The organism is Mesorhizobium sp. WSM4837 (assembly GCF_055811435.1).
Map to the genome: position 1 here is coordinate 24,960 of NZ_JBVVQE010000005.1, position 25,054 is coordinate 50,013.

At 62.2% G+C, this 25,054-nt stretch carries 22 protein-coding genes and 1 tRNA gene; 14 read left to right on the forward strand and 9 right to left on the reverse strand.

Features of this window, described 5'->3' with window-relative positions; genetic code table 11:
* Positions 1 to 8 precede the first annotated feature (8 nt).
* Complete coding sequence (hemA, locus tag AC0L3D_RS04240) at positions 9 to 1,286, forward strand: 5-aminolevulinate synthase (protein WP_077376755.1); 1,278 nt, start codon at positions 9 to 11, stop codon at positions 1,284 to 1,286.
* A gap of 134 nt (positions 1,287 to 1,420) precedes the next feature.
* On the opposite strand, the gene AC0L3D_RS04245 is transcribed toward hemA, so the two are convergent.
* Together AC0L3D_RS04245 and mscL are read right to left on the reverse strand one after the other, a co-directional pair.
* Positions 1,421 to 2,587: a pyridoxal phosphate-dependent aminotransferase gene (locus tag AC0L3D_RS04245; protein ID WP_473643228.1), complete on the reverse strand. Its 1,167-nt coding sequence runs from the start codon at positions 2,585 to 2,587 to the stop codon at positions 1,421 to 1,423.
* Positions 2,588 to 2,699: 112 nt separating this feature from the next.
* The gene (mscL, locus tag AC0L3D_RS04250; protein WP_023803298.1) at positions 2,700 to 3,122 is read right to left on the reverse strand and encodes a large conductance mechanosensitive channel protein MscL; all 423 of its coding nucleotides are present in this window, start codon (positions 3,120 to 3,122) and stop codon (positions 2,700 to 2,702) included.
* A 247-nt stretch (positions 3,123 to 3,369) separates the two neighbouring features.
* Here mscL and AC0L3D_RS04255 point away from each other — a divergent pair, with 247 nt between their 5' ends.
* Complete coding sequence (locus tag AC0L3D_RS04255) at positions 3,370 to 6,858, forward strand: hybrid sensor histidine kinase/response regulator (protein WP_473643288.1); 3,489 nt, start codon at positions 3,370 to 3,372, stop codon at positions 6,856 to 6,858.
* A gap of 10 nt (positions 6,859 to 6,868) precedes the next feature.
* Here AC0L3D_RS04255 and AC0L3D_RS04260 read toward each other — a convergent pair whose 3' ends face one another.
* The gene (locus AC0L3D_RS04260) at positions 6,869 to 7,528 is read right to left on the reverse strand and encodes a response regulator transcription factor (RefSeq protein WP_128169185.1); all 660 of its coding nucleotides are present in this window, start codon (positions 7,526 to 7,528) and stop codon (positions 6,869 to 6,871) included.
* Positions 7,529 to 7,653: 125 nt separating this feature from the next.
* Positions 7,654 to 8,091 carry a hypothetical protein gene (locus AC0L3D_RS04265; RefSeq protein WP_473643230.1) on the reverse strand — a complete coding sequence of 146 codons (438 nt, stop codon included), beginning with the start codon at positions 8,089 to 8,091 and terminating at the stop codon, positions 7,654 to 7,656.
* A gap of 173 nt (positions 8,092 to 8,264) precedes the next feature.
* On the opposite strand from AC0L3D_RS04265, the gene AC0L3D_RS04270 reads away from it, so the two are divergent.
* Genes AC0L3D_RS04270 through AC0L3D_RS04280 form a run of 3 tightly spaced genes read left to right on the forward strand, consistent with a single transcriptional unit; the run spans position 8,265 to position 10,623 of the window.
* Positions 8,265 to 8,615 (forward strand): DUF952 domain-containing protein, encoded by a 351-nt coding sequence (locus AC0L3D_RS04270; protein WP_128169126.1) that lies wholly within the window; start codon positions 8,265 to 8,267, stop codon positions 8,613 to 8,615.
* Positions 8,612 to 9,688 carry a quinone-dependent dihydroorotate dehydrogenase gene (locus AC0L3D_RS04275; RefSeq protein ID WP_128169127.1) on the forward strand — a complete coding sequence of 359 codons (1,077 nt, stop codon included), beginning with the start codon at positions 8,612 to 8,614 and terminating at the stop codon, positions 9,686 to 9,688. The genes AC0L3D_RS04270 and AC0L3D_RS04275 overlap by 4 nt, the downstream gene beginning before the upstream one ends.
* Before the next feature lie 32 nt (positions 9,689 to 9,720).
* The gene (locus AC0L3D_RS04280) at positions 9,721 to 10,623 is read left to right on the forward strand and encodes a histone deacetylase family protein (protein ID WP_473643232.1); all 903 of its coding nucleotides are present in this window, start codon (positions 9,721 to 9,723) and stop codon (positions 10,621 to 10,623) included.
* A gap of 30 nt (positions 10,624 to 10,653) precedes the next feature.
* Here AC0L3D_RS04280 and AC0L3D_RS04285 read toward each other — a convergent pair whose 3' ends face one another.
* Positions 10,654 to 10,917 carry a DUF6460 domain-containing protein gene (locus AC0L3D_RS04285; RefSeq protein ID WP_027155530.1) on the reverse strand — a complete coding sequence of 88 codons (264 nt, stop codon included), beginning with the start codon at positions 10,915 to 10,917 and terminating at the stop codon, positions 10,654 to 10,656.
* A 254-nt stretch (positions 10,918 to 11,171) separates the two neighbouring features.
* Here AC0L3D_RS04285 and AC0L3D_RS04290 point away from each other — a divergent pair, with 254 nt between their 5' ends.
* From AC0L3D_RS04290 to AC0L3D_RS04310, 5 genes are all read left to right on the forward strand, one after another.
* On the forward strand, positions 11,172 to 13,043 hold the full coding sequence (locus tag AC0L3D_RS04290) for an acyltransferase family protein (protein WP_473643233.1): 1,872 nt from the start codon (positions 11,172 to 11,174) through the stop codon (positions 13,041 to 13,043).
* 89 nt (positions 13,044 to 13,132) lie between these two features.
* Positions 13,133 to 13,206: transfer RNA gene (locus tag AC0L3D_RS04295), tRNA-Gly, on the forward strand.
* A gap of 167 nt (positions 13,207 to 13,373) precedes the next feature.
* Entirely contained in the window at positions 13,374 to 13,622 is a 249-nt protein-coding gene (locus AC0L3D_RS04300; RefSeq protein WP_023802203.1) for a DUF3606 domain-containing protein, read from the forward strand.
* Positions 13,623 to 13,776: 154 nt separating this feature from the next.
* Positions 13,777 to 14,502 carry a Crp/Fnr family transcriptional regulator gene (locus tag AC0L3D_RS04305; protein ID WP_287345642.1) on the forward strand — a complete coding sequence of 242 codons (726 nt, stop codon included), beginning with the start codon at positions 13,777 to 13,779 and terminating at the stop codon, positions 14,500 to 14,502.
* Positions 14,503 to 14,860: 358 nt separating this feature from the next.
* Entirely contained in the window at positions 14,861 to 15,055 is a 195-nt protein-coding gene (locus tag AC0L3D_RS04310) for a hypothetical protein (protein ID WP_128169177.1), read from the forward strand.
* A gap of 103 nt (positions 15,056 to 15,158) precedes the next feature.
* On the opposite strand, the gene AC0L3D_RS04315 is transcribed toward AC0L3D_RS04310, so the two are convergent.
* The gene (locus AC0L3D_RS04315; RefSeq protein ID WP_473643235.1) at positions 15,159 to 16,157 is read right to left on the reverse strand and encodes a L,D-transpeptidase family protein; all 999 of its coding nucleotides are present in this window, start codon (positions 16,155 to 16,157) and stop codon (positions 15,159 to 15,161) included.
* 143 nt (positions 16,158 to 16,300) lie between these two features.
* A complete protein-coding gene (locus AC0L3D_RS04320) occupies positions 16,301 to 17,290 on the reverse strand; it encodes a LysR family transcriptional regulator (RefSeq protein ID WP_473628057.1) in 990 nt (329 codons plus the stop codon).
* 335 nt (positions 17,291 to 17,625) lie between these two features.
* Here AC0L3D_RS04320 and chvE point away from each other — a divergent pair, with 335 nt between their 5' ends.
* From chvE to araD1, 4 genes are all read left to right on the forward strand, one after another.
* Positions 17,626 to 18,690 carry a multiple monosaccharide ABC transporter substrate-binding protein gene (gene chvE, locus AC0L3D_RS04325; protein ID WP_023802196.1) on the forward strand — a complete coding sequence of 355 codons (1,065 nt, stop codon included), beginning with the start codon at positions 17,626 to 17,628 and terminating at the stop codon, positions 18,688 to 18,690.
* A gap of 23 nt (positions 18,691 to 18,713) precedes the next feature.
* Complete coding sequence (gene mmsA, locus AC0L3D_RS04330) at positions 18,714 to 20,321, forward strand: multiple monosaccharide ABC transporter ATP-binding protein (protein WP_373420473.1); 1,608 nt, start codon at positions 18,714 to 18,716, stop codon at positions 20,319 to 20,321.
* Positions 20,318 to 21,610 carry a multiple monosaccharide ABC transporter permease gene (mmsB, locus tag AC0L3D_RS04335; RefSeq protein ID WP_128169181.1) on the forward strand — a complete coding sequence of 431 codons (1,293 nt, stop codon included), beginning with the start codon at positions 20,318 to 20,320 and terminating at the stop codon, positions 21,608 to 21,610. Before mmsA ends, mmsB begins: the two co-directional genes overlap by 4 nt.
* Before the next feature lie 280 nt (positions 21,611 to 21,890).
* Positions 21,891 to 22,883 carry an AraD1 family protein gene (gene araD1, locus AC0L3D_RS04340; protein ID WP_473643237.1) on the forward strand — a complete coding sequence of 331 codons (993 nt, stop codon included), beginning with the start codon at positions 21,891 to 21,893 and terminating at the stop codon, positions 22,881 to 22,883.
* Positions 22,884 to 23,059: 176 nt separating this feature from the next.
* On the opposite strand, the gene AC0L3D_RS04345 is transcribed toward araD1, so the two are convergent.
* A complete protein-coding gene (locus tag AC0L3D_RS04345; protein WP_473627993.1) occupies positions 23,060 to 23,833 on the reverse strand; it encodes an ABC transporter substrate-binding protein in 774 nt (257 codons plus the stop codon).
* Positions 23,834 to 23,926: 93 nt separating this feature from the next.
* Positions 23,927 to 25,021, reverse strand: a complete 1,095-nt coding sequence (locus AC0L3D_RS04350; protein WP_473627991.1) for a 2'-deoxycytidine 5'-triphosphate deaminase — start codon at positions 25,019 to 25,021, stop codon at positions 23,927 to 23,929.
* Between the last annotated feature and the right edge of the window lie 33 nt (positions 25,022 to 25,054).

Here is a 25,054-nt window from a genome sequence, read left to right on the forward strand (position 1 = left end):
AAGCCGAAATGAACTATCAGCGGTTCTTCGAAGACGCGATCGACCAGCTCCACGCCGAGCGTCGCTATCGCATCTTCGCCGACCTCGAGCGCATCGTGGGGAACTTCCCACGCGCCATCTGGCGCGCCAACGGCCGCGCCCAGGAAATCACCGTCTGGTGCTCCAACGACTATCTCGGCATGGGCCAGCATCCCGACGTCATCGCCGCGATGCAGAACGCCGCCGGCAAGATGGGATCCGGCGCCGGTGGCACCCGCAACATCTCCGGCACCAGCAATCCGCTGGTCGAGCTCGAACTGGAACTGGCCGACCTGCACGACAAGGAAGCCGCGCTCGTCTTTACCTCCGGCTTCGTCTCCAACGAAGCTTCGATCTCGACCATTGCGCGGCTGCTGCCCAACTGCCTGATCGTCTCGGACGAGTTGAACCACGCCTCGATGATCGAGGGCGTGCGGCGTTCGGGCGCCGAGAAGAAGATCTTCCGCCACAACGACGTTGCGCATCTCGAAAGCCTGCTGCAGGCGGCGGGCCGCGAGCGCGCCAAGTTGATCGTCTTCGAGAGCGTCTATTCGATGGATGGCGATATCGCGCCGATCAAACAGATCGTCGAACTTGCCGAGCGCTACAACGCCATGACCTATATCGACGAGGTGCATGCCGTCGGCATGTACGGACCGCGCGGCGGCGGCATCACCGAGCGCGAAGGGCTGGCCGACCGTATCGACATCATCGAAGGCACGCTGGCCAAGGCGTTCGGCACGCTCGGCGGCTATATCACCGGCACAAGTGCGGTTATCGATGCCGTGCGCTCCTATGCGCCGGGCTTCATCTTCACCACGGCGCTGCCGCCGGCCATTGCCGCCGCGGCGACCACGTCGATCCGCCATCTCAAGCGCTCACAGGCCGAACGCGCCGCGCAGCAGCGCCAGGCGACGCGGACGAAGCAGGTTCTTACCGCCGCGGGCCTGCCGGTGATGGACTCCGCTACCCACATCGTGCCGCTGCTCGTCGGCGATCCCGAACTGTGCAAGATGGCCAGCGACCGCCTGCTCGGCGTCCACGGCATCTACATCCAGCCGATCAACTACCCGACCGTGCCGCGCGGCACCGAACGGCTGCGCATCACCCCGACGCCATTCCATTCGGATCAGCTGATCGCGGCGCTTCAGGACGCGCTGGTCGAGACCTGGGATGCCTTGGGCATCTCTTACGGTTCTGCGGGCCGGCCGGCCGTGAGGGAAAGCGACCGCGTCATTCCGCTGCTGGTGCCGAAGTCCGGCGGCTGAGCTTCCGCTACCTTCGTCTTCCTAGGGCGTAGCAAGGAGCGAAGCGACGCGGCGCAGACCCTAGGAACCATGCCGTTACGTTGGCCAAGGAGTGCAACGGTTCGCAGCTGTCCGGCTTGGCGCGGACCTCAACCTCACACACTTTTCATCCACTTCGCCAGCCGGTGCGCGGCCTCCTCGAGCTGGTCGAGGCGGCGGTGGAAGCATAGCCTGAGGAAGGCTTCGCCGCCGGGACCGAATGCGGTTCCGGGCGCCAGGCCGACATTGGCGCGGTCGACGATGTCGAAGGCGGCGGCGCGTGAATCGGTGATGCCGTCGACTGCGAAGAACAGATAGAACGCGCCCTGCGGCACGGTAAAGCGTGCCCTGCCGGTCGCAGCTAGGATGCCGCAGACCAGGTCACGCGCCGCCCTCGCCCGCTCCACCTGCTCGACGATGAAGGCGTCGCCTTCGTCGAGCGCGACGACGGCGCCGCGCTGCATGAACTGGGCAACGCCGGAGGTCGAATACTGGACCAGGTTCTCGAACACCTGCTGCAGGCAGGGATGGACCTTGATCCAGCCGACCCGCCAGCCGGTCATCGACCAGTTCTTGGAAAAACTGTTGACGAACAGGATGCGATCCTCGTCGGCCATGATGTCGATGAAGGACGGCGCGCGGCTGTCGCCGTAGTGGAACAGCGAATAGATCTCGTCGGCGATGATCCACAGCCCCCCTTCGCGGGCAAGGTCGAGGATCGCCTGCAGCGTCTGCCTGTCGGCGGTCCAACCGGTCGGGTTGGACGGTGTGTTGACGAACAGCGCCTTTGTCCTTGGCGTGATCGCCGCCTCGATCTTGCCGATGTCACAGGACCAGCCATTGCCGGACTGGTCGAGCGTGACTGCGACCGGGACGGCGCCCGCCACGCCGGCGGCTGCGGCGAAGTTCGGCCAGGCCGGCGACAGATAGACGACCTCGTCGCCATTGCCGGCGACAGCGTCGAGCGCCAGCTGGATGGCATGCATGCCAGAGCCGGTGACGATGAATTCTTGCTCGGCGAAGCTCTTGCCGAAATGCCTGATGTAATAGCGGGCGAGCGCCTGCCGCAGTTCGGGGATGCCTTTCTGCCAGGTATAAAAGGTTTCGCCGCCGGCCAGCGCCCGGGCAGCGGCATCGGTGATGAAGGCGGGCGTCGGCAGGTCGCCCTCGCCGGCCCAGAGCGGGATCATGCCGTCGCGGTCGCGGCCGCGGTTCATGACGGCGACAATGCCGCTTTCGGGCGCGGCCCGGGCCTCGGCGCGCAAATTCTCGATCAGGGTCATGGATGGATCCGTTTTTCGCCTTCCGGACAGCTAGCGTGTTTTGCGACAGGCGAAAATAGAAAACCCCGGCCGAAATCGACCGGGGTTTTGGTCCAGAGATCTTGCCCCTGCGCTATTTCCTGGCGAGGAGATCGCGAATTTCGGTGAGCAGCGCGACATCGGCCGGCGGAGCGGCAGCAGGCGCAACGGGCTTCTCACGCTCCAGCCGCCTGCGCAGATCGTTCACCGCTTTGATCATCAGGAAGATGATGAAGGCGAGGATGATGAAGTTCAGCGCCACGGTGATGAAACTGCCATAGGCGAAGACTGCGCCCTGCCTCTTGGCTTCCGCCAGCGATGTGGCGTTGACCGCTGAGGACAAGGGCAGGAAATAATTGTTGAAGTCGAGTCCGCCGAAAATCGCCCCGATTATCGGCATGATGATGTCGTTGACTAGGGAATCGACGATCTTGCCGAAGGCGGCGCCGATGATGACGCCGACGGCCAGGTCCATGACATTGCCCCTGGAAATGAATTCCTGGAATTCTTTCAGCATCCGACCCTCCTTGTCCTGACGGGCCAGGCCGCCTCCTCTGCCCGCTTCGTTCGGCCCCGCTTCGTTCCCCCCACTGGCACAATAGCAAAAACCTACGGTTGCAGCATCGGCAAAAGACCGGTTCCGGCCAAAATTTCCCGAAGCCGCAGCCATCCTGCGCCGAAAGCCGCGATGGACTTGATCGCCAAGCTGTGATTGCGTCTCAGCAGGCCGGATGCAAAAACCGGCAAGGGAGGATTTTTGGGCCGTGCAGGGCTGGTTCATCGTCATCATCGCGATCGCCTATGTGACGTTGCTGTTCGTCATCGCCAGCCTCGGCGACCAACGCTCGACGACATCCGGGCCTGACCGAGCCCGGCCCTTCATCTATCCGCTCAGCCTGGCGATCTACTGCACCTCCTGGACCTTCTTCGGTTCGGTCGGCCTTTCCTCCGAGCGCGGCCTCGAATTCCTCGGCATCTATATCGGCCCGGTGCTGGTGTTCGTGTTCGGCTTTCCGCTGCTTCGGCGCATCGTCAGGCTGGCCAAGACAGAGAAGATCACTTCGATCGCCGACTTCCTCGGCGCCCGCTACGGCAAGAGTTTTGCCGTGGCAGCGATCGCCACGCTGATCGCGACGATCGGCGCGGTGCCTTACATGGCACTGCAGTTGAAGGCGATTTCCGGCTCGGTCAGCCTGATGGTCGAGCATTATACCGGCTCGCCGCCTTCGTTCGATCCATTCGTCAGCGACATCTCGCTGGTCGTCGCCATGCTGCTTGCGCTATTTGCGGTGCTGTTCGGCACGCGCCACGCCGACGCCACCGAACACCAGGACGGGCTGGTGCTGGCGGTAGCGGTCGAAACTGTGGTCAAGCTCGCCGCCTTCCTGGCGATCGGCCTGATGGTGACCTTCCTGATCTTCGGCGGCCCAGGCGATATGGTCGACAAGCTCGCCGAGAATTCGCAAGTTCAGCAAGCGATGAGCTACAGCACCTCGCTCGCGACCTGGCTGGTGCTGACGTGTTTGAGCGGTTTCGCCATCATCATGCTGCCGCGCCAGTTCTATGTCACCATCGTCGAGAACCGCAGCGAGGCCGAACTGCGCACCGCGACATGGGTGTTTCCGCTCTATCTGGTGGCGATCAACCTTTTCGTGCTGCCGATCGCGCTCGCCGGCCTGGCGCTGGTCGGCACCAGGACCAGCAGCGACCTCTATGTCCTGTCGCTGCCGCTGCTCAGCGGTCACGATGTGTTGGCCATGGCGGCGTTCATCGGCGGCCTGTCGGCGGCGACCGCGATGGTGATCGTCGAGAGCGTCGCGCTGTCGATCATGATCTCCAACGATCTCGTCATTCCACTGTTCGTGCGTCGCCTGCTCAAGACCACGACATCGGAGAACGAGGACTGGTCAGCGCTCATCCTCAACGTGCGACGGGCGGCGATCTTCATCATGCTGTTCGTCGCCTTCCTCTACTATCGCGAGAGCACCAACAGCGCGCGGCTCTCCTCGATCGGCCTGATGTCGTTCGCCGCGATCGCGCAATTCGCGCCGGCCTTGATCGGCGGGCTGATCTGGCGCGGCGCCAACGGCAGGGGGGCGGCGCTCGGCATGGTCGCCGGCATCGTCGTCTGGAGCTATACGCTGCTGCTTCCTTCGCTCGCCGCGTCCGATACCGGCATCGTCGTCCACGGCCTGTTCGGTTTCGAAGCGTTGCGGCCGCAAGCGCTGTTCGGCACCGTCGCCGAGCCGCTGAACCACGGTGTCCTGTGGAGCCTGTCGGTCAACACGCTGTTCTTCGTGCTAGGCTCGCTGTCGCGCGCGTCGGTGCCGCTGGAGCGCATCCAGGCGTCGATTTTCGTGCCGCGCGAGGCGAGCCCGATGCCGAGCCTGCGCCGCTTCCGCACCACCGTCACCGTCAACGACCTCAAGGACACCATCGCGCGCTATCTCGGCGTCGAACGCACTGAACGGTCGTTTCAGTCGTTCGAAAAGAGCAACGGCGCTTCGCTGCACGGCAACGAGCAGGCCAGCATGGACGTCATCCGTTTCTCCGAGCAGCTTCTGGCAAGTGCCGTCGGCTCCTCTTCGGCGCGGCTCATCCTGTCGCTGCTGCTGCGCCGCAATGATCGAGAGGCGAAGGACGCCTTTCGCCTGCTCGACGACGCCACCGAAGCGCTGCAGCACAACCGCGACCTGCTGCAGATCGCGCTCGACCAGATGGAACAGGGCATCACCGTCTTCGACAGGGATTTCCGGCTGATCTGCTGGAACCGCCAATATCGGGCGCTGTTCGACCTGCCCGACGAGATGGGCCAGGTCGGCGTCTCGCTCGACCGCATCCTGCGCCACCTTGCCGAGCGCGGCGACATTCCGGCCGACCAGCGGGTGGCGATGCTCAACCGCCTCACCAGCTTCGTCAGCCCCTGGCAGATGGAGCTGAAGACCAGCGGCCGCATCCTGGAATTGCGCTCCAACCCGATGCCGGATGGCGGCATCGTTGCCACCTATGCCGACATTTCCGGGCGCGTTGAGCAGGACCTGGCGCTGAAGCGCGCCAATGAAACGCTCGAACAGCGCGTCAAGAACCGCACCGTCGAACTGACCCGCGTCAACGAGGAACTGGCACAGGCGCAGATGCTGGCGGAGGAGGCCAATCTCGGCAAGACCCGCTTCCTCGCTGCCGCCGGCCATGACATCCTGCAACCGCTGAACGCTGCTCGTCTCTATTGCTCGTCGCTGATCGAAAAGGCCGGCAAGGGACCTGCGGGCAAGGCCGCGATCAACATCGAATCCTCGCTGGAATCGGTCGAGACCATTCTCGGCGCAGTCCTCGACATTTCCCGTCTCGACGCCGGCGCGATGAAACCGGACGACACGGCCTTCAGCCTGGACGGACTGCTGCGCCAGATCGGCAACGACTTTCAGCCGCTTGCCGCCGAGAAGAAACTCAGCCTGACGATCATGCCATCGTCGCTCAGCGTGACGACTGACCGCAATCTGTTGCGCCGCCTGATCCAGAACCTCGTATCCAATGCCATCAAATACACCCGCCATGGCCGCATCCTGGTCGGCGTGCGGCGGCGCGGCGAACTGGCCGAGATACAGGTGATCGACACCGGCATCGGCATTGCCGCCGACAAGCTGAACACGGTCTTTCACGAATTCACCCGGCTCGATGAGGGCGCCCGCGAAGCCGAAGGCCTGGGGCTCGGCCTTTCGATCGTCGACCGCATCGCTCGCGTCTTGCGCCTCGAACTCCAGATATTTTCAAGCCCGAGCAAGGGCACACGCTTTTCCGTCGTCCTGCCGGTCGCGGCAGTGCAGGAGCCGCGGCGCGAGATCGAGGCCAAGGCGCCGGTCCGCACGGCTGCTTCGCTTGCGGGGCTCCGCGTGCTCTGCATCGACAACGACGCCCGCATCCTCGACGGCATGCGGCTGCTGCTCGAAGGCTGGGGCTGCAGCGTCGACACGTTTGCCGGCTCGAGGGATCTCGAGGGGTCCGGCATGCGTCGGCCCGACATCGTGCTTGCCGACTATCATCTCGACGGCGAGACCGGCCTTGACGCCATCGCCAAACTGCGCGCTATCCATGGCCATGACATGCCGGCGGTGCTGGTCACCGCCGACCGCTCGAGCGAGGTGCGCGCCAGCGCCGGCAGGCTCGACGTGCCGGTGATCAACAAGCCGCTCAAACCAGCCGTGCTGCGCTCGATGATGGCGAGGGTCAGGCCGCTGGCGTCGGCGGCCGAGTAAAGCCGAAGGGTCAGCCGGCCGCCGCCAGCGGGTCGCTGCCGATCTTGGACAGCAGGATCACCGCCTGGGTGCGGCTGTCGACGCCAAGCTTCTGCAGAATGGCCGAGACATGCGCCTTGATCGTCGCTTCGGAGACACCGAGCTCGTAGGCGATCTGCTTATTGAGCAGACCTTCCGCCAGCATGCCGAGCACGCGCGTCTGCTGCGGCGTCAGCGTCTGCAGCCGCTTAATCAGATCGGATATCTCGGGATCGTGCTCGACGCCGAGATCGATGCCGGTGGGCGCAGCGATGTCGCCGGCAAGCACCGACTGCACAGCGCTGCGGATCTCCTCCATGCTGGCCGATTTGGAGATGAAACCCGAAGCGCCAAGGTCGAGCGCGCGCCGGATGGTCACCGGGTCGTCATGTGCCGACACCACCACCAGCGGCACCGTCGGATGGATGCCGCGCAGCGAGATCAGACCGGAAAGGCCGCTAGCGCCTGGCATCGACAGGTCGAGCAGCACCAGATCGACGTCCTCATTGGCCACGACCAGCGCCTTGGCGCTTTCGAAATCGCCGGCCTCGTGAATGCCGGCGACGTCGCCGATGCCGGCAAGCGCCTCTCTCAGCGCACCGCGAAAAAGCGGATGATCGTCAGCGATGACGAAAGTATAGCCTGACGGCACATGGCCCTCCCCGAATCCCATTGATGATTGTCTGCTTCTTGCGGGATCAGTCGAACGATTATGCGGCGATATCAGCCGTTTTCAAGCGGCAAGCCGGTGCGCCGGGCTTCCCCGGTGAACGGTGCTCAGGTTTTTTGCGAATTGGGCTCGGCGCCATCCTCGCCGCTGTCCTTTTCCATGTCCTTGACGATGCCCATGAAGCCGCGCAGGAAGCGCTCCATGTAGCTCATCGTCTTGTTGAAATCCTCCTCGCTTGGCAATGTCGACTCAAAGCGGGCGGCAAGCGAGTTCTCGAGCTTGACGACGCGCTGGTCGAGCGCCTTCACCGAATTTTGCAGCCGGTCGATCTCGTCCTGGAAGGCGGCGCGTTCATCGGCCGCCATCTTGCAGACGAGCTGGCCGGAGCGCTCCTCGCAGATCGACATCGCACCGGTCTGCGTGTCCATGCGGACATAGCCGGTGGCCGACTTTTCCAACCGGTAGCGGTCGGCTTCCTCGGAAAAGGCCGATGCCGCGACGAGCGAGACGAGGGCTGCAGGGATCAAGACGTGCTGCGGACGCATATTGTTTGTCCTCCATAGGCCAGTAAGCGCAATCTTATCGCATGTTTGCGCCGGAAATGGGGAAGAACCCTAGCCTTTACCTTGACGCAGGTTCCTGTCGGAAAACCGTGTGACACTTTTCCGGAACCTGCTTGCCTCTTCCCCGTACGATTGGTTCGGACTATAGCGCAACCATGTCTCAGCTTATCTACAAGATAGTACCTGAACCGCTGTGGCGCGAGGCCGAAAGAAATCGCCGCTTCACCGGCGCGCCGATCGATGTCGCCGACGGCTTCATTCATTTTTCCACCGCCGGCCAGGCCAAGGAAACCGCGGCAAAACACTTTGCCGGCCAGACCGGGCTGCTGCTGGTCGCCGTCGATGACGCCAGACTGGGTGATGCGCTGAAATACGAGGTCTCGCGCGGTGGTGCGCTGTTCCCGCATCTTTACGGCCCGCTCGACCTCAACGCCGTCGGCTGGGTGCAACCATTGCCGCTCGGCACCGATGGCCGGCACCAATTCCCGACGCTGGAGGCCGAATGAGCGTGCTCGACCGGCTCGGCCAGAGGTTCCTGTTCGCATTCGATCCGGAAGCCGCCCACGGCCTGTCGATCGCGGCTCTGAAATGCGGGCTGCCGATAGGCGGGAGACCCGTGCGCGACGACAGGCTGAAAGTCAGCGTCTGCGACATCGATTTCCCCAATCCGCTCGGCATGGCCGCCGGCTACGACAAGAACGCCGAGGTTCCCGATGCGCTGCTTGGCCTTGGCTTCGGCTTTGCCGAGGTCGGCACGATCACGCCGCTGCCGCAGGCCGGCAACCCGAAGCCGCGCATTTTCCGGCTGACATCCGACGAAGCGGTGATCAACCGGCTGGGCTTCAACAACGAGGGTCACGCGGCCGCCGAACAACGGCTTGCCGCGCGCAAGGGCCGCGCCGGCATCGTCGGCGTCAATGTCGGCGCCAACAAGGACAGCACCGACCGCGTCGGTGACTATGAACGCGGCGTTGCCAGGTTTGCGCCACACGCCAGCTATCTGACGGTCAACATCTCCTCGCCGAACACGCCGGGCCTGCGCAACATGCAGGCGCGTGAACAGCTTGGCGAGTTGCTGTCGCGCGTCATGGCCGCACGTGCGGCAGCGGCCGCGCAGCCGCCCATCTTTCTGAAGATCGCGCCGGACCTGGTCGAGGCCGAGCTGGAGGATATCGCCGCCGAGGTCACCGAGAAAGCCCTAGACGGCGTCATCGTCTCCAACACCACCATCGCGCGGCCGCGGCTGCGCAGCGCCGATCTTGCCGGCGAGACCGGCGGGCTTTCGGGAAAACCGCTGTTCGAGCGCTCGACCATCGTGCTGGCAAAGATGCGCAAACTGCTTGGCCCGGACCCCGCCATCATCGGCGTCGGCGGCGTCGATTCCGCGGAGACGGCACTCGAAAAGATCCGCGCCGGCGCCGATCTCGTCCAGATCTATACCGGCATGATCTATGCCGGGCCGGCACTGCCGGGCCGCATTGTTGCGGGTATGGTCCGGTTCGCCGACATGCAACGGCTCAAATCACTGCGCGAGTTGCGCGATACCAGCCTCGACCGATGGGCATCCAAGCCGCTCTAACCCGAAGTCGCTCTAAAAAGCACCTGCCGCTCATGCCCCTGCAGATCGTTCATCATCCCGACTACGACGCCGGCTTCGCCGTCAACCCTCGTTTTCCGATGAGCAAATACAAGCTGCTGATGGAAGCCTTGGGCGCTCGCGGACTGGCCGGCCACGCCGCGCTCAATGTGCCCGAGCCGGCCCCGGCATCATGGCTGAAGCTTGCCCATGCCGCCGGCTATGTCGACCAGGTGCTGGCCTGCGAAGTGCCAGAAAAAATCGAGCGCGAGATTGGCTTTCCGGTAGGCCCGCGCGTCTCGCTCAGGGCGCAGCTCGCAACGGGTGGCACCGTGCTGGCGGCGCGGCTGGCGTTGCTGAACGGCATCGCCTGCAATACCGCCGGCGGCAGCCATCATGCGCGGCGCGCGCAAGGCGCCGGCTTCTGCACCTTCAACGATGTTGCGGTGGCTTCACTGGTGCTGCTTGCCGAAGCCGTCGCCGGCAATATCCTGATCGTCGATCTCGACGTGCATCAGGGTGACGGCACGGCCGACATTTTGGGCGCTGAACGGCGGGTTTTCACCTTTTCCATGCATGGCGATCGTAACTATCCGACGCGCAAGATCGCTTCCGACCTCGATATCGCCCTGCCCGACGGCACCGGCGATGCGGCCTATCTCGAAACGTTGGGCGGCATGCTGCCGGAACTCACCGCCAGGGCGCGCTGGGACATCGTTTTCTACAATGCCGGGGTCGACGTCCATGCCGAGGACCGGCTCGGCAGGTTGTGGCTGTCGAACGAAGGGCTGCGTGCCCGCGACGACATGGTGATCCGTCATTTCCGCGCGCTCGGCATCCCGGTCTGCGGCGTTATCGGCGGCGGCTATTCGACTGACTTGGCGGCTCTGGCCGCGCGCCATGCCGTCCTGTTCGAAGTGGCCTCAGGCTTTGCCTGACGCACGCTGACCTTCGGTTCGGCGTCTGCTCTATTTCCGGTAGTTGGCGATCCTGAGCAGGATGAAAGCTGGAATGACGATCGCCGCGCCCAGCAGGATGTAGCCGAGGAAACGGTCAATAGCGCGGAAGCCGAGGTTCCAGAGATCGACGAAGACATTGCGGATGCCGTAGAGCACATCCATCGGCGACCAGCCGAAAGCGTTCATGACAAGGCCGACTAGGAACGACAGCACCAGCAGCTTCAGGAGCACCCGGAGCGGCGTGTCGCCGAGAAAGCGCGTCAGTGCGGACAAGGCGTGTCTCCAGATTCGGTTGCCCCGATTCGGGCACAGCTCCAAAAATAACGCACTTGGCCGCCCGGCATCAAGGCGATCGCTCAGTTGCTGCGGTCGGCGCTTTGCCGAATTGTGCTCTTGACACTTATGTTGCAGTGCAGCAAAATTGGGCGACAGAGGGTAACCAGTTGATATCGAACTGCCAGACTCATCGCCCGGTGATGGACGGACTGCGCTGCCTCACCGTGACTTGCGAACACAGGGCTTCTTGAATGAAGTACAGGCGCGATATCGATGGTCTTCGGGCCGTTGCGGTACTGCCGGTCGTACTCTTCCATTTCGGCATCTCGGCAATTCCAGGCGGCTTTACCGGCGTCGATATCTTCTTCGTCATATCCGGTTACCTGATCACCGGAAGCCTGCTGGACGACCTTGAACGCGGCCAGTTTTCGATCGTCAGCTTCTACTGGCGCCGCGCCCGGCGCATTCTGCCGGCGCTGATTTTTGTCACGCTTCTCACCTGCGTTGCGGCCCTGTTCATTCTTCTGCCGTCGGATATGCATGAATTCAGTCTCAGCGTCATAGCGGCTTCGACTTTCTGGTCGAACATCTATTTCTGGAAAACGTCAAATTACTTCTCGATCGATGCCGAGCTCCGACCGCTGTTGCACACCTGGTCGCTTTCGGTCGAGGAGCAGTACTATATCTTTGCCCCGATCCTGATGTTCCTGATCTACCGCTTTTTTGCCAAACGCTGGCTGACGATACTCCTGCCGATCATCCTCGGCAGTTTCGTGCTGGCGGTCATGGCGACGTGGCTGGCGCCAAACGCGGGATTCTACCTGCTGCCGACACGGATCTGGGAACTCATGCTGGGCGCCGTGCTCATGCTGAAACGCCCCCCGCCCCTGAGCAGCCGGTTTCTTATGGAACTGCTCGGGTTGGCCGGATTTGGCCTTCTCGCCATCGGGTTCTTTGCGATCTCGGAGAGCGATCCGTTCCCGGGCTACAACGCCTTGTATCCCTGCGTCGGAACGGTCCTGCTTATCTATGTTGGCCAAAACAGCCCCTCGACGATCGCCAGCCGCATACTAGAAGTCCGGCCGCTGGTCTGGATCGGCCTCATCTCCTATTCGCTGTATCTTGTTCACTGGCCGATCGATGCGTTCGCGCACTATCTCTCACTAGAAGAATTCGACCCGTCGATGACCGTTGCGTTGACGGTAGCAAGCCTCGCGCTGGCTGCGTTTTCCTGGAAGTACGTCGAGCAGCCGTTTCGGCAGAAAAGGAGCTTCACCGCCCCGGCGCCCATCTTCGCCTTTTCAGCGGGCGCAATCGCTGTTCTTTGCCTTGGCGGGGCGGCGGGGGCGCTCGGCAACGGCTTTCCGCAACGCTTTCCAGACTATGTCCAACAGCGGATTCCTGTCGGGGACTGGGGCAATGGCACCTGTTTCAACGAGGGCTTCAGCCGGATCGAAAACTGGAATATCGAGGATTGCACGCGCACACGCGGCTTCCCTACAACCGTTTTGTTGTGGGGTGACTCGTTCGCCGCCCACTATGTTCCAGGCCTGGACGCCAACATAAATCAACTCCGGGCCAATATCGTGGAATACACCTACGCGGGCTGTCCCCCGATTCTCTCCTACTTCTCCTATGGACGCCCGGATTGCATGCGGTTCAATCAGCAAGCCCTGAAGATTATCCAGGACGCTGGCATCAAGACGGTCGTGCTCAGCGGTCGGTGGACCGATTATGAGGCCAGAAGTTTCGACGGTCTCCAGCAAACGATCGATACCGTTCGTGGTCTGGGTGTGCGTGTGTTTGTCATCGGCCAGTCCCCGCAGTTCATAACCGATGTTCGGAAAATCGCGTTCTTCGCAAAGCGCGAAAATCTCGATGATACGTCCTGGCCAATGGCCATGGATCCCGACATCAACAACCGTGTGCGCGCATTTACCAAAGGCGCCACCTTTATCGATCCGCTGAATTTCCTCTGTAGCGCCGGACGCTGCTCCTACGCCGACGCAGGCCAGTTCCTCTATTTCGACTATGGCCATTTTTCTACCATCGGGGCCACTCTGGCAATTTCGAAATACTGGCCGGCCTTTGCCACAGACGATGCCGTTGCCACGACGGAGTAACAGTCGGCCCGCTGGCAAGGCACGAGTGCACACGAGTATACGCATAACGATTGCCCGAATGCCGGCTTGCGTGGTAACGAGGCTGCTGCGCGGGTATGATGTAATGGTAGCTTGTCAGCTTCCCAAGCTGAACGCGCGGGTTCGATTCCCGCTACCCGCTCCAGCTTGCCCAGTCGGGCCGGCCGGCGCCGCACCTCACAGGACCACATGATCAGGTGAGCGGCAAACATCAGCCGGATAGAACATAACGTGATTCTAATAAGAGGCGGCAACAAAAGACGCTGATCCGCGTTTGCGCTTGATCTGAAGGCCAGCCAGGGAGGAACCCAAATGGCCGACGACAAGAGCAATAGAGGTTCTGGCGACGGAAACCGCGTCGCGCGCGACCAAGACTATGAATTCCGCTATTTCGCTACCAAGTTCGGCCTCTCAATACCGCAGATCCGCGAGCTTTTTGGCAAGCACGGCAATGATCGCGAGACCCTGTATCGGGAGGCTCGGAAGCTCGGAAACGCCGTGACCACACAAGAACGGATCTCGAACGACGACCGAACCTTTCACAACCAGGGCCGCCCATGATCGGCAAGAGACATAGCCAAGAAGTCGAACATGGGAGCGATCATTTCTATCTGTGTCCGACAGGCGGCCAAGTCGTAGATGCTCGGGACCTGCGGCATGTCAATTGGCACGAGCCGCTGGAACTCGATGCCTGATCTGCTCAAAAGGCACCGCGATGTTCGGCAAAGACCTCCTGGTTCACATGCTCGACCGCCGCGACACCCTGCCGCCAGACGAGATCGCGCTCATTGAGGCTCTTCCGGTTCGGCCGGTAACTTTCGGACCCGATGAGGAGATCGTCAGGGAGGGATCCCGCCCCACCGAAAGCTGCCTTGTCGCGAATGGGTTCGCAGTTCGAAACCAGGCTATTCGGGAAGGAAAGCGTCAAATAACGGCAATTCACGTGCCGGGAGACTTTGTCGATCTGCATAGTTTACTGCTAAAAGTGATGGATCACAGCGTGAGCGCGCTGGGTTCGTGCGATGTAGTTTTCATTCGACACAAAGACCTGCTTACAGCAATGGGTGGAAGTCCACATCTCACCCGGATGCTCTGGCTTTCGACGACTATCGACGCCTCGATCCAAAGGACTTGGATAACCTGCCTCGGGCGTCGCTCCGCCAAACAGCATCTCGCACATATAATTTGCGAGTTGTATGTCCGATTAGAGATAGTCGGATTGGCCTCTGACCAGAAGTTCGCTATTCCACTGACGCAAGCGGAAATGGGGGACGTGCTTGGTCTATCTGTAGTTCACGTGAATCGGACACTGCAGGAGCTTCGAGCGAAGGACCTGGTTATCTGGAAAGACCGGAGGATTGTTATCCTTGATTTCCAGCGATTGGCCTTACTGGCCGACTTTGATACGACTTACCTAAATCTCTTCCATGAGCCACGGTGACCGCCCTCGGCCAAGACGCGTCGGCGCACTGATGCGGCATCAAGATTTCTCGTCAAATAAACAATGTGAATGAGCCCTCGCTCCGGATCGATTACGGCTGGATTCAATTGGCACAGTTGACGTCAAAGAAGGATTGCACATGCGTGAGCTCGAAAATCTCATCGAACAGTATGTAAATAGTCGGAGGCGGCGCCATAGTTTCATATCGACGGGACTCGCCGTTAAGGCGCTCAAACAGATCGTACCGGCATGTTCGGTCTCAGATTCCGACCTGGCGAACATGATTGCCAATCGTGCAATAGACTACAACCTTCCGGTGAGCTTTGACCTTAATGAGAGCTAGGCGTGGCGCGTCATTATGCAGTCCGACCATGAGCCTTCCGAGGCCTACGAAACGGTCAAGGAAGAGGCCGACCGGCAAAGCTCGGGTGGAGATGCCGGCACCCTAGCAGGCAAGGTCGGCAAAGTTGTTGAATCGACCGCAAACAGAACTGAGGAAGCCATTCGCGATCGTTTGCAGGGGTCGTCGGACGGGTCTTCTACCACCACATAGCGTCGCCACCAGCCTGAAGGTCAGGTCCATAGGACGTCATCCGGCATCGTCTCCGGCGCGCGCCCGGGCCTTGCGAGAGCAGGTGGCGGGCCAGTCCGCTTTGCTACGGGGCAAGCTCGTCGACGGCGCGGGCGGTCTCGTCCTTGAACTCGACCTTCGTGCCCGGCTGCACGATGGAGCCGAGATCTTCGACATCCCAATTGGTCAATCGGATGCAGCCATGCGAGAAGGTCGTGCCGATCTTGCCAGGTTCGGGCGAGCCGTGGATGCCGTAGCTTTCGATGGAGAGATCAATCCACACCGATCCCACGGGATTGTTCGGCCCGGCAGCGATGGTGAAGGGACGCTTGGTCTTGACTCCCTTGAAGGCAAAATCCGGATGGTAGTGATAGGTCGGATTGCGCACCACGCGCTTGACCTCCGCCGTGCCCCTTGGCGCCGGATTTTCATCGCTGCCGATCGAGGCGGGGTAGACTGCGAGCCATTTGCCGGAAAGGTCGAGCACGCGCACCAGGCGAGCGTCCTTGTCGACCTCGATGCGGGCTACGCCCGCGGGAGGATCGCCGCGGCCAACATCAGGCACGATCAAGGTCTTGCCGGGCCTCCTGAAGCCGACGCCCGGATTGAGCATCCTGAGCAACTTTTCGCTGACATGGAAGCGCTCCGCCAGCTTCTCCACCGCGTTGCGATAGGCGAGCCGCCGCAGGCGGGCCATCCTCTCCATGCGAGCCGGAATACGCCTGGTGAAAGGTCCGCGCACGTCCTTGCGCGTCACCTCATAGGTGACCAGAACCGGGTCGGCGGAGGTCGCCGTGAGCTTGCTCCAGGTCTCCGCAGTGAGCTTGCCATCGGATCGGAGTCCGTTCGCCTGCTGAAAGGCGCCGACTGCCTTGGCGAAGTTCTCTGAGAGGCGACCATCGATCAGCCCCGGCGAGAAGCGGGCGCGATCCAAGAGGATCTGCGCCTTGAGCAGCGTCGGATCGTTCGGTTCACCGGCGGTGAATTGGGCCTGATTAATGGTCGCCAGGTCCAGCTTGGCCGAACGCGCCCCGCCGCACGCGAAGGCAAGCAACGCGGCGAAGACGAGGAGAAGCCTGATCATAGATAGCCTCCCTGGGGACCTGCACAGGAGCCCGCTTCTATGACGTGGCACGGCCCTGTGTGGTTCCTTCGCTCGAGCGATATTCTGATTGAAGCGACATGGCGGAAGAGTGAATTGGCAACGGATCGCTTGATTTAACGCCGTCAGCCCACCTCTCGCAAAATGAAGTCGTGCAGCATCTTGGCCGCCGGCGACAGCACGCGATTTTTTACGGTGATCAGACTGTAAGGCCTGACCTCGATGTCGAATTCGGTCTGGACGACGTCGATGGCGCCGGCCAGCCCCTCGGGGTTCTGGATGAATTTCGCCACCTGGATCGACACCGGCGCGATGGCGTCCGACTGCGCGACCATGACCAGGGTGAGCAGCAGCGAGCTGGTGTTGAGGATGCGGTCCGGCAGCGCGATGTTGCGGTTCAGGAAATTGCTCTCCATCGCCTGGCGCAGCGGCGAGCCGCCCGACTGGAAAACCCAGTCATAGGCGGCGGTCTGCTCCAGCCGCACCGCCTTGCCCTTGGCCAGCGGGTGGCCGCGGCGCACAATGAGGCAGGCTTTTTCGACGCCGATGACGCGGGCCTCGAACAGCCGCGGATTGAGGTCCTCGGGGATGCGCGCGATGATGAAATCGTGACGTGTGGCGATCAGTTCGCGCGCCAGCACATTGGAGGTCTCGACCTGCATGGTGATCTCGATACGCGGATAGATGCGCCGGATCTCGCGGATCGCCGGCACGGCGAGCTCGATTGCAGGGGCCGTCACCGCGCCCAGGAACACCGAGCCGCCCTTGCCTGCCTTGAGCTCGGATATCTCGCGGTCGACCTCGCGCATCTCGAGCAGGATCGAACGCGCGCGCCTCGCCAACGCCTTGCCATAGGGCGTCAGCGTGATGCCGCGCGGCAGCCTCTCGCACAGCTTGACGTCGAGCACCGCCTCCATCTCGGCGATCATGCGCGAGGCGGCGGGCTGGGAGATGTTCATGACCTGGGCTGCCGCGCTGACCCGGCCATGGTCGTCGAGGGCTGCGATCATGCGCATGTGGCGCAGACTGAGGCCGCTGCGCAGCAAGGTCTCACTCCTGCCGGGACGTTCCCCATAACCCTCTGTAAGTCCGCCAGAATCCCGTAGCGCCGCCATAATCTCCGTTTGCTCCTCGCTGGTGGCCGGCCGGCAATCCCGGCCCGATCTTTTGGCCACTTTCAATTCTTTTGGCCACTTTCAGTATACCAGTTTGGGTATAGCAACTACCAAAGATCGCATTTGACAGTTATGGCAAAGCGCCACACCTTTGCGCGTCCTGAAACCTGACCGTCGCCAGCGAGAAAAATCGCATCGACCGGAACCAGAGTCTCAGGGCCGATTGGGAGGATACCGGAGATCGATATGGCGGCAGCGGCGCGTTTTGGCGCTCCTGCACGATCGCGCGGCCCACGAAACCCAGGGTGCGCGTCCATCAACCAGGGAGAGTTAATGTGAAGATCATCAAGACACTGGCCGCCGTCGCGGCCCTTAGCATCGCGGCCATGACGGTCCCGGCGCAGGCAGGCGAAGGCCTCATCGGCGTGCTGATGCCGACCAAGACCTCGCAGCGCTGGATCAACGACGGCGACGCCGTCAAGTCCCAGCTCGAGGCTCTGGGCTACACTGTCGACCTGCAATATGCGCAGGACGATATCCCCAATCAGCTCAGCCAGCTCGAAAACGAAATCACCAAGGGCCCAAAGGCGCTGATCATCGCCTCGATCGACGGCACCACCTTGTCGGACGCGCTGCAGAAGGCGGCTGACGCCGGCGTCGTCGTCGTCGCCTATGACCGGCTGATCAAGAAAACCCCGAATGTCGACTACTACACCACGTTCGACAATTTCGGCGTCGGCGTCATCCAGGCGAAATCGCTGCTCAAGGGCCTCGGCTATCCCGAGAACAAGGGGCCGTTCAACGTCGAACTGTTCGGCGGCTCGCCTGACGACAACAACGCCTTCTTCTTCTACGACGGCGCCATGTCCGTTCTGCAGCCGCTGATCGACGACAAGACCCTCGTCGTGAAATCCGGCCAGATGGGCATGGACAAGGTCGGCACGCTCCGCTGGCTGGCAGCCACCGCCCAGGCCCGCATGGACAATCTGCTCTCCGCCCACTACTCGGATGGCAGCCGCGTCGATGGCGTGCTCTCGCCATATGACGGCCTGTCGCGCGGCATCATCGCCTCGCTGCGCGCCGTTGGTTACGGCACGGCCGATCAGCCATGGCCAATCGTCACCGGCCAGGACGCCGAAACCGCTTCGGTCAAGGCGATCATCGCCGGCGAGCAGTACTCGACCGTGTTCAAGGACACCCGCGAACTCGCCAAGGCGACGGTCGAGCTCGTCGACAAGGTGCTCTCGGGCGGCAAGCCGGAGGGCCTCGACACCAAGACCTACAACAACGACGTCAAGGTCGTCCCCTCGATCCTGCTGACGCCGCATGATGTCGACAAGTCGAACTACCAAGCCCTGGTGGTCGATTCCGGCTACATCAAGGCCGAAGAGCTGAAGTAACCGCAGACGTAAAACCCGGGGTCCTGCGCAACGCAGGGCCCCGCTTCGCCAGTGAACGACCCGGTATGTTTCCGGACCTCGCAGGAGTGGTATTCCCGATGGCCCAGACGATTTTGGAGATGCGTGACATCACCAAGACGTTTCCCGGCGTCAAGGCGCTTTCGAATGTCAACCTCAGCGTCGAGGAAGGCGAGATCCACGCCGTTGTCGGCGAGAACGGCGCCGGCAAGTCGACTCTGATGAAGGTGCTGTCGGGCGTCTATCCAGCCGGCACCTATGATGGCGAAATCGTCTATCGCGGCGATGAGTGCCATTTCAAAGGCATCCACGACAGCGAGCGCCGCGGCATCGTCATCATCCACCAGGAACTCGCGCTGGTGCCGATGCTGTCGATCGCCGAAAACATCTTCCTCGGCAACGAACACGCCAGCTACGGCATCATCGACTGGAATTCCAACGAGACGCGCACCAGCGCTCTGCTCAAGAAGGTGGGCCTCAAGGAAGACCCCAAGACGCTGATTACCAATATCGGCGTCGGCAAGCAGCAACTGGTCGAGATCGCCAAAGCGCTCAGCAAGGAAGTGCAGTTGCTGATCCTCGACGAGCCGACGGCGAGCCTGTCCGAAAAGGACAGCCAGGCGCTGCTCGACCTGCTGCTCGAATTCAAGCGGCAGGGCATCACCTCGATCCTGATCTCGCACAAGCTCAACGAAATCAACCGGGTCGCCGACAAGGTCACGATCATCCGCGACGGGCGGACGATCGAGACGCTGCCCAAGAAGGACATCTCGGAAGACCGCATCATCACCTCGATGGTCGGCCGCTCGCTGGACGACCGCTATCCGTCGCGCGAGCCTGACATCGGTGAGGTCGTGCTCCAGGTGAAGAACTGGTCGGTCTATCATCCGATCCATGCCGAGCGGCAAGTGATCAAGGGTATCGATATCGACGTCCGCAAGGGCGAGGTGGTAGGTATCGCCGGGCTGATGGGCGCCGGACGCACCGAATTCGCGATGAGCCTGTTCGGCCGCTCCTATGGCCGCCGCATCACCGGCGAGGTGCTGCTTAAGGGCAAGCCCATCGATGTCTCCTCTGTCAGCAAGGCAGTCGAACACGGCATTGCTTACGTCACCGAAGACCGCAAGACCTACGGTCTCAATCTGATCGATCATATCAAGCACAACATCACGCTGGCCAATCTTCCCGGCGTGTCGCGCCACAGCGTGATCGACGACATGCGCGAGCTCGCCGTCGCCAACGACTACAAGGCCAAGACCAACATCCGCTCGTCCAGCGTTTATCAGATGACCGGCAATCTATCGGGCGGCAATCAACAGAAGGTGGTGCTGTCGAAATGGCTGTTCGCCAATCCGGAGGTGCTGATCCTCGACGAGCCGACGCGCGGCATCGACGTTGGCGCCAAGTATGAAATCTACACGATCATCGCGCGGCTCGCCTCGGAGGGTAAGGCGATCATCGTCATCTCGTCCGAGATGCCCGAACTGCTCGGCATCACCGACCGTATCTATGTCATGAACGAAGGACGTATCGTCGGCGAAATGGCGGCGAGTGATGCCAGCCAGGAAAAGATCATGCGCGCCATCGTTCGCGGAGAAGGAAAAGCATCATGAGCACCGAAAGCGGTCCCGTCCCGAAAAGCGGCGTCGCCGAAGATGTGCAGCAAGGGCCGCGCATCGCTGTCTCGGCGCTGGTCACCAACCTGCGCGAATACGGCCTGATCCTGGCGCTTATCGCCATCATGGTGTTCTTCCAGTACACGACGTCCGGAACGCTGTTCAAGCCGGTGAACTTGAGCAACCTGGTGCAGCAGAACAGCTTCATCATCGTGATGGCGCTGGGCATGCTTCTGGTGATCGTCTCCGGCCATATCGATCTCAGCGTCGGCTCCGTCGCCGGTTTCATCGGCGCGCTGGCGGCGATGATGATGGTCATCTGGCCTCTCGGCCCTTTCAGCAATCCGCTGGTGGTGTCGATCATCTGCCTGATCGTCGGGGGTGCAATCGGCGCGGCACAAGGCTACTGGATTGCCTATCACCGAATACCGAGCTTCATCGTCACGCTGGCGGGGATGCTGATCTTCCGCGGCATCTGCCAGGCGCTGCTGGGTGGGGGGTCTTCCGTGGGGCCGCTTCCGGTCGGCTTCAAGGCGCTCAGTTCCGGCTTCATTCCCGACGTGATCGGCTCATTGACGCTGATACCGCCGGTGGTGAACGCCGCCGGCAAGACAATCGTCGGCAGCGGCCTGACGCTGCACATGACGACGATCGTGCTCGGCATCGTCGCCGTGGTCGCCTATGCTTATTTCGGGCTCAGGGCACGGCGCAGCCGCGAGCGGCATGGCTACGAAGCCGAGCCCTTCTCGCTGTTCGTCGTCAAGACCTTGGTGACCAGCGCCCTGGCGCTGTTCCTGGTCTACCAATTCGCCACCTACAGGGGTCTGCCAATCGTTCTCGTGGTGATGGGCGTGCTGATCGCGCTGTTCGTGTTCGTCACCAAACGCATGACGGTCGGCCGCCGCATCTACGCAATGGGCGGCAATGCCAAGGCGGCGCAGCTATCGGGTATCAAGACCGAGCGGCTGACCCTGATGGTGTTCATCAATATGGGCGTGCTCTCGGCGCTCGGCGGGCTGATTATTGCGGCGCGCCTTGGCCAGGCGGTGCCGGCGGCCGGCCTCGGCAGCGAGCTCGACGTCATCGCCGCCGTGTTCATCGGCGGCGCTTCGGCGATGGGCGGCGTCGGTCAGGTTGTTGGCGCGGTGGTCGGCGGTTTCATCATGGGCGTCATGAACAACGGCATGTCGATCATGGGCGTCAATGTCGATTGGCAGCAGGTGGTCAAAGGCCTGGTGCTGCTCGGCGCCGTGGTCTTCGACGTCTACAACAAGAACAAGGCTTGAGGGAACTCATGCATGTCGCCAAACGTGTGCAGCGTGTTGGGACAACGGCATGCATGAAAGCAAGGATTAAAGTGGGCCGCTTTTCAAAGGCGGCGCGCTTTTAGGAGGCACGGGTCACATCGCGGCGCTGCCGGGCGGCGCAAGGAAGTCCCCCAGGGGACCGGGCCCGCGAGCAATCCGGACGAAGAATTTCACCCGTGGCGCGGACACCGTCCGAGCTGCGCCAGGAAAAGCTTGCCAGACCGGCAGGCCGGCCAAGGCAATTGAGAGAGGGTACGTCATGCTGATTTCCCAGATCCTCGACGAGGCGGAGACCATCCGCGTCGTCGCCCGCAACGGCGGCAAGACCAGAATCATCAACGGCGCCCGCAGCGTCTATTCGCTGGCAATGGAGGCCGCGCGCACTGGCACCGGGCTCGTCGTCCTCATCGAGCGCAAGGGTTTTGGTGAAGCGGTCGACCTCGATGCCGCCTACAAGAAGGGGCGGCTGCTGTCGCCGATCAACCATCCCGACCCGGCGCATCTCCACCTCACCGGCACCGGGCTGACACATCTCGGCTCCGCCGCGACCCGCGATTCCATGCACAAGAAGCTCAGCAGCGACGGCGAGAAGCAGCTCACCGATTCCATGAAGATGTTCCGCATGGGGCTGGAGGGCGGCAAGCCGGCCAAGGGCCAGACCGGCGTGCAGCCGGAATGGTTCTACAAGGGCAACGGCACCATGGCAGTGGCGCCCGGTGCGGCACTTCTGTCGCCCGCCTTCGCCGAGGATGCCGGCGAAGAGCCGGAAGTCGCCGGCATCTATATCATCGGCGACGACGGCGTCCCGTTCCGCGTCGGCTTCACGCTGTCAAATGAGTTTTCCGATCACGTCACCGAGCGCGTGAACTATCTTTTCCTCGCGCATTCCAAGCTGCGCAACGCTTCGTTCGGGCCGGAAATCCTGATCGGCGAGCTGCCGTCCGACGTCAGGGGTTCATCGCGCATCCTCCGCGACGGCCAGGTGCTGTGGGAAAAGCCTTTCCTGTCGGGCGAGGCGAACATGTCACACACCATCGCCAATCTCGAACATCACCACTTCAAATATTCGGCCTTCCGCCAGCCGGGCGACGTGCATGTGCACATGTTCGGCACCGCGACACTGTCCTTCGCCGACGGCGTCAGGACCGAGGCCGGCGACGTCTTCGAGATCGAGGCCAAGGATTTTGGCCTGCCGCTGCGCAACCCGCTTGAAATCGAGCAGCCGGTGAAGGTGGCGGTCAAGGCGCTTTGACGGCGTGATCTCCCCCCTTGAGGGGGAGATGTCGCCGAGGGCGACAGAGGGGGTCGTCTCGCGTGGAGCGCCAGCCCCCTGCGTCTGCGATAAAGAGAGCCGGGCCCGGCCGGACCGACCCCCTCTGGCCTGCCGGCCATCTCCCCCTCAAGGGGGAGATTGGCAGCTTCGACCTCTCAATAAATATCGAAGTCGAAATATTTGGCCTGGATCTTCTTGTAGGTGCCGTCTGCGACGATCGCGTCGATTGCGGCGTTGAGCTTTTCGCGCAGCGCATTGTCTTCCTGGCGCACGGCGATACCGGCTTCGGTCTCCGTGCCCTTGACGTCGCCGACCATCTTGCAGCAGTCGTCGCTCGACTTCTTCATCCAGTCCATCAGCACGAATTTGTCTGAAAGGACGGCATCGAGACGGCCGTTCATCAGGTCGGCGACCGCCTCCTCCTGGGTTGGATAGAGCTTCGCCTCGGCGCCGGCCTTGCCATAGACATCCTGGGCATAGTCGGCCTGGGTGGTCGAAGCCTGGGCGCCGACTGTCTTGCCGGCGAGTGCCGCCGGTTCGGTCGAGGCAATATCGCTGTCCTTCAAGGCCACCAGCGAAAGCGGCGTCGTATAGTATTTGTTGGTGAAGGAGACCTGCTTCTTGCGCTCCTCGGTAATGCTCATGGACGCGATGATGGCGTCGAACTTTTTGGCCTGGAGCGCCGGGATCATGCCGTCCCAGTCCTGCGTGACAAGTTCGCATTCGACCTTCATCTGAGCGCAAAGCGCATTGGTGATGTCGATGTCGAAGCCGACGAGCTTGCCATCCGCGGTGATGGTGTTGAACGGCGGATAGGCGCCTTCAGTGGCGATCTTCAACTTTTCCTGTGCTTGCGCCGACAGCGACCCGGCTGACATCGCCAGCATGACGGCTGTTGCTGCCGATGCGATCCATCTTGAAATCTGCATTTTCTGTTCCCCTTGTTCCAACCGTATTGACGGCTAAGACAGCCAAGCACGACCCGTAAGGTCAGGCAAGCATGGTCTGATCATAGCGGGCGATCAGCGCGCGGCGCGAAAATGCTTGGACAGTTTCAGGCCCTGCGCCTGATAGTTCGAGCCGAGATCTGTGCCGTAGAGCGCCTGCGGCCGCTTCAGCATGTGCTCGTAGACCAGCCGTCCGACGATCTGGCCGTGATCGAGGATGAACGGCACTTCGTGGCTGCGCACTTCGAGCACGGCCCGGCTGCCGGTGCCGCCCGAGGCCGAATGGCCGAAACCCGGATCGAAGAAACCGGCATAGTGGACGCGGAATTCGCCGACCAGCGGATCGAAGGGCGTCATCTCGGCGGCATAGAGCGGCGGCACATGCACCGCTTCCTGGCTGACGAGGATATAAAATTCGTCCGGGTCGAGCACCAGTTCGCCGGCACCGCTCTTGTAGAGCGGGTCCCAGAAATCGACGACATCCTGCGCGGCGCGCTTGTCGACATCGACCAGGCCGGTGTGGTGCTTGCCGCGGTAGCCGACCAGCCCGTCCTTGTCACCATCGAGGTCGATCGACAGTGCGATGCCGCCGCCGGAAATGTTCGGCGGCTCGGTGGCGACGAGCGTCTCGGCACGGTGCAATTCGTGCAGCTCGCTTTCCGACAAAAGCGCGTTGCCGGTGCGGAACCGGATCTGCGACAGCCGCGAGCCGGTGCGGACGACGATCGGAAAGGTGCGCGGGCTGACTTCGAGATAGAGCGGGCCGTTGTAGCCGGCAGCGATCTTGTCGAACTCGTGGCCGCGATCGGTCATCACGCGGGTGAAGATGTCGAGCCGCCCGGTCGAGCTTTTTGGGTTGGCCGAGGCGGAAATGTTTGCCGGAAGCGCCAGGCTCTCGAGCAGCGGCACGATATAGACGCAGCCCGTCTCCAGCACCGCACCATCGGTGAGATTGATTTCGTGCAGCTTCAGGCGGTCGAGTTTTTCAGCAACCCTGTGGTTGGGGCCGGGCAGGAAGGAGGCGCGCACCCGCCAGGCCTTGTCGCCAAGCCTGAGGTCCAGGCTGGCCGGCTGGACCTGGTCGGCGTCGAGCGCGCGCGGCGACTTCAGCGCGCCCGACTGGTACAGCGCGGAAATATCCTGATCCGGAAGAATGCCTGTCTGCCGCAAAGTCTGGCTCCGCTCGAAGGCCGGGCGTGGTCT

Coding starts and splice junctions, on each gene's coding strand:
- hemA (WP_077376755.1), top strand. CDS start 9: ATGAACTATCAGCGGTTCTTCGAAGACGCGATCGACCAGCTCCACGCC.
- AC0L3D_RS04245 (WP_473643228.1), bottom strand. CDS start 2,587: ATGACCCTGATCGAGAATTTGCGCGCCGAGGCCCGGGCCGCGCCCGAA.
- mscL (WP_023803298.1), bottom strand. CDS start 3,122: ATGCTGAAAGAATTCCAGGAATTCATTTCCAGGGGCAATGTCATGGAC.
- AC0L3D_RS04265 (WP_473643230.1), bottom strand. CDS start 8,091: ATGCGTCCGCAGCACGTCTTGATCCCTGCAGCCCTCGTCTCGCTCGTC.
- AC0L3D_RS04270 (WP_128169126.1), top strand. CDS start 8,265: ATGTCTCAGCTTATCTACAAGATAGTACCTGAACCGCTGTGGCGCGAG.
- AC0L3D_RS04275 (WP_128169127.1), top strand. CDS start 8,612: ATGAGCGTGCTCGACCGGCTCGGCCAGAGGTTCCTGTTCGCATTCGAT.
- AC0L3D_RS04280 (WP_473643232.1), top strand. CDS start 9,721: ATGCCCCTGCAGATCGTTCATCATCCCGACTACGACGCCGGCTTCGCC.
- AC0L3D_RS04290 (WP_473643233.1), top strand. CDS start 11,172: ATGAAGTACAGGCGCGATATCGATGGTCTTCGGGCCGTTGCGGTACTG.
- AC0L3D_RS04300 (WP_023802203.1), top strand. CDS start 13,374: ATGGCCGACGACAAGAGCAATAGAGGTTCTGGCGACGGAAACCGCGTC.
- AC0L3D_RS04305 (WP_287345642.1), top strand. CDS start 13,777: ATGTTCGGCAAAGACCTCCTGGTTCACATGCTCGACCGCCGCGACACC.
- AC0L3D_RS04310 (WP_128169177.1), top strand. CDS start 14,861: ATGCAGTCCGACCATGAGCCTTCCGAGGCCTACGAAACGGTCAAGGAA.
- AC0L3D_RS04315 (WP_473643235.1), bottom strand. CDS start 16,157: ATGATCAGGCTTCTCCTCGTCTTCGCCGCGTTGCTTGCCTTCGCGTGC.
- AC0L3D_RS04320 (WP_473628057.1), bottom strand. CDS start 17,290: ATGGCGGCGCTACGGGATTCTGGCGGACTTACAGAGGGTTATGGGGAA.
- mmsB (WP_128169181.1), top strand. CDS start 20,318: ATGAGCACCGAAAGCGGTCCCGTCCCGAAAAGCGGCGTCGCCGAAGAT.
- araD1 (WP_473643237.1), top strand. CDS start 21,891: ATGCTGATTTCCCAGATCCTCGACGAGGCGGAGACCATCCGCGTCGTC.
- AC0L3D_RS04345 (WP_473627993.1), bottom strand. CDS start 23,833: ATGCAGATTTCAAGATGGATCGCATCGGCAGCAACAGCCGTCATGCTG.